Genomic DNA, 7,314 nt, shown 5'->3' with positions numbered 1-7,314 from the left:
GGAGTTCAGTTGCCAGTAACCAGTGCGGAGTAAACAGTTTTATTCAATTATCAGTGAACAATTGGCTCAGTATTCAGTAAACGGTGGTCAGTGATCAGTTTTGTTCCCTAATAGCCAGAAACGACTTAACTCTGAGTTGTTTATATTCTAGGAAAAAGAGGCGTTTGGGTTTCAAGGTCTGTCGCTGATTTACATGCCGGTGGCTGAGCGGAGTCGAAGCCACGATTAAAGGGTTTAGTTTTCAGTATTCGGTAAACAGTGTTTTTCAATTAACAATGGTGTACGTTGTACGTCCCTGATAAAGGTTGACCACTTAAAAGATCGGAACCAAAAGAAAAGCCCTTCAAACAAAGGTTCTCGATACAAAATTCCTCCGGAATTTGACTCGAACTCACGACTTCATAACCTCGTAACAGCATAACAGCTTAACCTTTTAACTATTTAGCCGTTTAACCATCCCACAGGTAAAGCCCTCAATCCCCACCCAATAGCACAGCACTTATAAAATTCACCTATTATTACATTATCCCATCGGTACATTTCCACATTAATCCCCCCATTTCCAAATTTTCAAATTAACAAATCTCCAAATTAAACCATTGCTACATTTCCACATTGCTCAATTGCTACATTAGTCATTGGTACATTGTCTTCATTTTCCCGTTGAAATACCAAAAAGTTCTATAAATTGCACGATTTTAATTTTTAACATTAAAGCACCCCAATCTCTTATCATGTTTAGAAAATTAGGATTTCTTCTTTTAGGTACCCTACTCCACTTAAATATCTACGCTCAGAATCATTTTATCACCGATGTTGGGCTACTACTTTTACTCCAAGAAAAGGATAACTCGTTTTGGTCCCATAGCAACACCAATGGGCTGATTCACCCCAGTACGCAACTCCTAGGTTCTATTGGTTCTGAATACTCCAACTATGTTGGGGAGTACGGGAGACTCGTAATAGGTGGAAGTGCATTCTATGCGGTTAACAAGAACCATCCAGATGGGATAGCTCTAGACCAATATTATGGAATGTACGAGCTTCATAACCTTAAGCTTACCCTAGGGGCTAAACGACGCCCGGAAAAACTAATGGGACTCTCCAGCGTTGGGGGCGATATCCTGTGGAGCAATAATGCCCGTGCTATACCAGGAATCGAATTCGCTTCTTTTGAACCTATTGAGCTTTCAGAGTTTTTTAGTTTCGAAGGGGCCTTTGGACATTACCTGCTAAATGACGACCGAGCCATAGACCATGCCAAACTTCATTACAAACAATTGACCTTTAATTTTAAACCCTACCAAAGATCCACTCTTTCCCTTGGTTTACACCATTATGCACAGTGGGGAGGTGCATCGCAACCGAATAGTGTAAGGGATTTGGCAAAAGTGGTTTTTGGTGCCACAGGAAGCACTAGGGCAAACCAAATGGGTTCTTACCATATCGATTATAAATATGAGTTTAGAAACAGGGATCAACTACACCTTTACCATCAATCCATTTTTGAAAACCGATCGGGGATTAAATTAAAGAACTTTCCTGATGGGGTATGGGGCGCCTTTTGGTCTACCTCAGAAGATAGTTTTATAAAAGGTGTTCTCTATGAATACCAACACCTACAAAGTCCTAGCAATTATTTTAATAATACCTACTACCCTTCTGGTTATACCCATTTTGGGGAGGTTATAGGGACCCCATTCATCACCCCAGACCGTAACGGAACAGGGATTGTCAATAACTCCTACAGGGCGCACCATATAGGCGCGGCGGGCCGTATATTCAATTTAGACTATAGGGCCAAGGCTAGTTATGTAATAAATGAAGGTATTGACGGCTCCTGGGATCCATCTCACAATAACCTATATACCCATGGAGACCTAACCTATCGGCATTCCGAAAGAAGTACCTTCTTCCTTAGCCTTGGTGCCGATCTAAAAAGCGCACTCAGAGACCGAATCACCCTAGGGCTTGGCTATCGCTACCGATTTGGAAGACTCCCGCGTTATATCTATGCAAATTGTTCCCCGTATCGTGGACGGTAAGCAATTTATTCAATAAACAGTAAACAATAAGCAATTGGCTCAGTATTCGGTAAACAGTGTTTTTCAATTAGCAATTAGCAAGGGGTTCATAAGTACGTCCCTGATATAGGTTGACCACTTAAAAAATCGGAACCAAAAGAAAAGCCCTTCAAACGAAGGTTCTCGATACAAAATTCCTTCAGAATTTCACTCGAACTGACGACTTCATAACCTCGTAACAGCTTAACCTCATAACAGCTTAACAACTTAACCTTTCAAGTAATAACCATAATGCTCAGCTAGTGAGATTTCCCAATCGCCCTGAAATAGGGCTCTTGTCGAAATGACGTTCTCATTAATATATTATTTATATATTTTCAAATTAACAAATTGGCAAATCTCCAAATTAAACCATTGGTACGTCGCTACATTGACCAATTGCTACATTAACAAAAAACCAGCTACGGTCCAATATTACATGGAACCATAACTGGTATTTATTTCTTAAATAAAGTCCTCCTCCCCCATGACATCCCATACTTTTACTAGTACTGAGCGGGAAGCGAGAAATAATCGCTAACTACAATTAGAAGTTCACTACTTCAAATTCTGATCTTCTGTTAACCCTATGCTTGGATTCCGGACAAGGTTTAGTACCATCACAGTCGTTTAGCAACTGCTTCTTACCAAAAGCTTCCCCGTCCAATCTGCTGGCATCTATTCCGTGCTCCTTTATCATATAATCGATGGTGTTTTTCACCCTTTTCTCGGTCAGCTTCATATTATATTCTTGTGAGCCCCTTGCATCGGCATGTGAACTTATCTTTAAGGTAACCGTTGGATTGGCTTGTAAGATTGCAGCCAACTTATCCAGTCTTTCTTTTTCCGCTTTGCTCACAGCAGAAGAATTAAACGCAAAGCCTACATTACCTACATCCTTCACTTGCTTTTCAATATTGGCTCTTCTTTGGTTTTCGGCATCTCTTTTCGCTTTCTCCTCTGCAGCCAAACGTGCCTGCTCCTTCTCCCTTGCCAATCGCTCTGCAAGTAGTCTGGCTTCTTCCTCTGCTTTTTTGGCTGCGTTAATGGAATCTTGTACCCTTTGGTTCTCATTGATCAAGGCCAGCTTCTGCATGCCTTTTTTGGAAAGTCCTTTCTCTATCCCAAAACGATATACTACTCCGGCATGATGCTGCAAATGGTTATCCTTGTCTCCCATTCCCCATTTTCCAGAACTACTAAAATCTAGACCAACACGATCTGAAAACCAGGTCCTAAAACCAACCACCGCGTTATAGGTTCCCCTAAAATCGTCGTTTACGTCTGCATATCCCAGGCCAACACCTACATAAGGATCAAAAAAGCCGGTTTCCCCGATTATCTTGTTTAGGTCATAGCTAAGTCTAGCATCAAAAGCAAGATAATCTGTTTCAGTAGCGTTTACCGCACCATTAATCATTTTCCCTACTTTGTATTTGTTATAGGAAGCAATCCCTTCAATCCCCAATCCACTATTAAAGTACCTCCCGATACTTATTCTAGATGGGAAAGCCACGGAATTCCAATTATCCTTAATGTCGAACAACCCTTTGCCCCCACTTCCCGAATCATCCACAAAATTGTAACCTAAGCCCACCATCCAAGTACTCTTAACCTTATAGTCCTTGTCCGTTAAGCTTAAGTTCTGTGCAGAACTAACATTAAAAGAAATAACAAATAAAAAAACTATAATAAACCTGTAGCTATTCATAAAAAACAATAATTGGTTAAGCTGGCAAAACTAGCCTAATGTTCATGGGTGTCGACTTAAACTCTATGAGATACAATTTTTATCGATAGGATGCTACAATCAATTAACAATAAACAATTATCAATGGTGTACGTCCCTGATATAGGTTGACCACTTAATAGGTCGGAACCAAAAGGAAACGGCTTCAAACAAAGGTTCTCGATACAAAATTCCTTCAGAATTTCACTCGAACTGACGGAATTCAGTTGCCAGTAACCAGTGCGGAGTAAACAGTTTTGTACGTCCCTGATTTAGGTTGGACACTTAAAAGATTGGAACCAAAAGAAAAGTGCTCCAAACGAAGGTTCTCGATACAAAATGCCTATGGCATTTCACTCGAACTGACGGCGTATAAACTTTTGAATACCTACATAACGACGGCTTCATACCCAAATTTCCAAATTGGCAAATCTCCAAATTAACCCATTGGCACATCGCTACATTGATCAATTGTTACATTAATCCCCCCGTCACTTCGAGTGGTTTTGCGAAACGCAGTGAAGCAAAATTGTATCGAGAAGCAGGGGTTGATACTGCCACCCTAGGGGTTTAAACCTAAAAGGAAACAGCTTCAAACCAAGAGTTCTCGATACAAAATTCCTTCAGAATTTCACTCGAACTGACGACTTCATAACCTCGTAACAGCTTAACCTCATAACAGCTTAACATTTTAACTATTTAACCGTTTAACCATCCCCTATGTAAAGCCCTCAATTCCCACCCAATAACACAGCACTTATAAAATTCACCCATTATTACATTTACACATTAAACAAAACACCAGCTACGGTCCAAAATAAATTGGAACCATAACCGGTGTTTGTACTTAGTCTTATGTCCTCCCCTACTTTGACTACTGGATCTACTTAGGAGCTTCCAGGTGAGGAGCTAGAAGCAGGGCTTCTATTAGAAGCTCGCCACTTGGAATTCTGATCGTCTATTTTCTCTGTGCTTGGTTTCTGGGCAGTACTTAGTACCATCACAGTCGTTTAGCAACTGTTTTTTACCAAAGGCTTCTCCATTGAGTCTACTAGCGTCTATTCCTTTCTCGTTTACTAGGTAGTCGATAGTGTTCTTTACCCTTCTCTCCGTCAGCTTTAAGTTATACTCCTGCGAGCCTCTGGCATCGGCATGGGAACTTACCTTGATGGTGATGCTGGAATGGGCTTCCATAATCTCGGCCAACTTATCCAAACGTTCCCTTTCTGCTTTGCTTACCCATGCAGAATTGAAAGCAAAATTAACATGACCTACAGACTTTACCTGACTTTCTATACTGGCTCTTCTTTGATTTTCGGCATCTCTTTTCGCTTTCTCTTCTGCCGCTAAACGCGCCTGCTCCTTCTCCCTTGCCAATCGCTCTGCAAGTAAACGTGCTTCTTCCTCTGCTTTCTTAGCTGCGTTGATAGAATCCTGTACTCGCTGGTTTTCATTGATTATGGCCAGCTTTTGCATGCCTTTCTTAGATAGTCCTTTTTCTATACCGAAACGATATACAACTCCGGCATGATGCTGCAAGTGGTTCCCCACATTGATACCTACCTTACCCGAGCTACTAAAATCTAACCCGAATTGATCCGAAAACCAGGTTCTGAATCCGACTACTGCGTTGTATGTCCCCCTATCCTGATTATTGGCCCTGGTATAACCCATTCCAACTCCTACATAAGGATCAAAGAAACCGGTTTCCCCTATAATCTTGTTCAAATCATAACTCACCCTGGCATCTACCGAATAATAATCCATTTCGGTAGTGTTTACCGCTCCACTAACAACCTTCCCTACTTTATATTTATTATAGGAACCAATGGCTTCTATACCCAAGCCATTTTTAAAATACCTACCTATACTTAAGCGCGATGGATAAGGCAAGGCATTCCAATTGTCCTTAACATTAAATAATCCCTTTAATTGTCCATCGGAATCATCCACAAAATTGTACCCTAGGCCCACCATCCAGGCGCTTTCCACGATATGATCCTTGTCCGTAAGCACCAATTCCTGGGCGGAATTAACATTAAATGAAGCAACCAATAATACTACTAAAATAATCCTGTAAATATTCATAAAACTATAAATTAGATCAATTTGCAATAATAGGCCCATGTTTATGAGCCACAATTAAAACTCCGCAAGATACAAATTTTATCGACTATCAGCCGCTCATGCCCCCCCCTTAATCCTTCCTATTTCCTAAGGTTTTATAGGGACAACCTCCATTTTCACCACCTATTTATGGAGCCTATTTAAATGTCCAAATAATTGACTTTAACTTATTTTACAACGGGAAAAATTTGGGATAATTGCCTTTTGAGTTGGGATATTGGTTCTAGGGGAAGATATGTTATAAGATACGGTGGCAACGGTGGATTCTGCCACTTAAGAGTTTTAAACCGAAAGAAAGTGCTCCATACCAAGGTTCTCGATACAAAATTCTTTCAGAATTTCACTCTAACTAACGGAGTTCAGTGGTCAGTAATCGGTGGACAGTAAACACTAATCAGGGATACGAAAGATGGGGTTAGACTATATGCTGTAGGCAATAGGCTGTAGGCATTAGGTAATGAGCTTACTATTTATGGACTTAATGATTCTTATTCCTTTAATTCATGAGAATTTCCGCTCCCTTTAGGGAAAGGGGTAAACGGAAATTCTGGACTGAAAGGAATCACTGGAAATTATATTTGCTTTCAAGAATAATCTTTCAATCCCAAGGTTCTCAATACTAAATTCCTTCGAAATTTCACTCTGACGGAGTTCAGTGGTCAGTAATCGGTAGACAGTAAACACTAATCAGGGATACGAAAGATGGGGTTAGACTATATGCTGTAGGCAATAGGCTGTAGGCAATAGGCTGTAGGCAATAGGCTGTAGGCATTAGGTAATGAGCTTACTATTTATGGACTTAATTATTCTTAATCGTTTAATTCATGAGAATTTCCGCTCCCTTTAGGGAAAGGGGTAAACGGAAATTCTGGGCTGAAAGGAATCACTGGAAATTATATTTGCTTTCAAGAATAATCTTTCAATCCCAAGGTTCTCGATACAAAATTCCTTCGGAATTTCACTCTGACGGAGTTCAGTAGCCAGTAAACAGTGCGGAGTAAACAGTTTTTTCAGTGAACAATTGGCAATGTCTGAAAGTAGCGTTAGGCTATATGCTGTAGGCTTTTGGCTCTAAGCAATTGGCATACTATTAAAAGACTTAATTATTCTTAATCGTTTAATTCATGAGAATTTCCGCTCCCTTTAGGGCAAGGGGTAAACGGAAATTCTGACCTGAATTGAATTATCCGCTTTTTACTAGCCTTATTTCATAACTAGATAACTTCTTAACCTTATAACAATCCAATGGCTAATACCTAAATAACGAAGCCACATTAACAAATTCCCAAATTAAAACCATTGCTACACTTATCCATTGTTGCATTTCTACTTTAATTTATTCCCTCATTCACATATTAACAAATTGCCAAATCTTCAAATCAAATAACCAGCTAC

3 protein-coding genes are annotated in these 7,314 nt (G+C 40.1%); 1 reads left to right on the top strand and 2 read right to left on the bottom strand.

Translation table 11 applies throughout. The annotated features are described in order from the left end of the window. Positions 1-734: 734 nt before the first annotated feature. Positions 735-2,045, top strand: a complete 1,311-nt coding sequence (locus F1E73_RS15945) for a capsule assembly Wzi family protein (protein ID WP_150452502.1) — start codon at positions 735-737, stop codon at positions 2,043-2,045. A gap of 565 nt (positions 2,046-2,610) precedes the next feature. On the opposite strand, the gene F1E73_RS15940 is transcribed toward F1E73_RS15945, so the two are convergent. Next, the gene (locus F1E73_RS15940) at positions 2,611-3,774 is read right to left on the bottom strand and encodes an OmpA family protein (protein ID WP_150452501.1); all 1,164 of its coding nucleotides are present in this window, start codon (positions 3,772-3,774) and stop codon (positions 2,611-2,613) included. A 945-nt stretch (positions 3,775-4,719) separates the two neighbouring features. Continuing rightward, a complete protein-coding gene (locus F1E73_RS15935; RefSeq protein ID WP_150452500.1) occupies positions 4,720-5,880 on the bottom strand; it encodes an OmpA family protein in 1,161 nt (386 codons plus the stop codon). Between the last annotated feature and the right edge of the window lie 1,434 nt (positions 5,881-7,314).

This window comes from Arenibacter lacus (assembly GCF_008711145.1).
In the GTDB taxonomy this organism is placed as follows: domain Bacteria; phylum Bacteroidota; class Bacteroidia; order Flavobacteriales; family Flavobacteriaceae; genus Arenibacter; species Arenibacter amylolyticus.
Note: the sequence above shows the minus strand (reverse complement) of the source record. Positions and strands in the feature narration are given on the sequence as shown.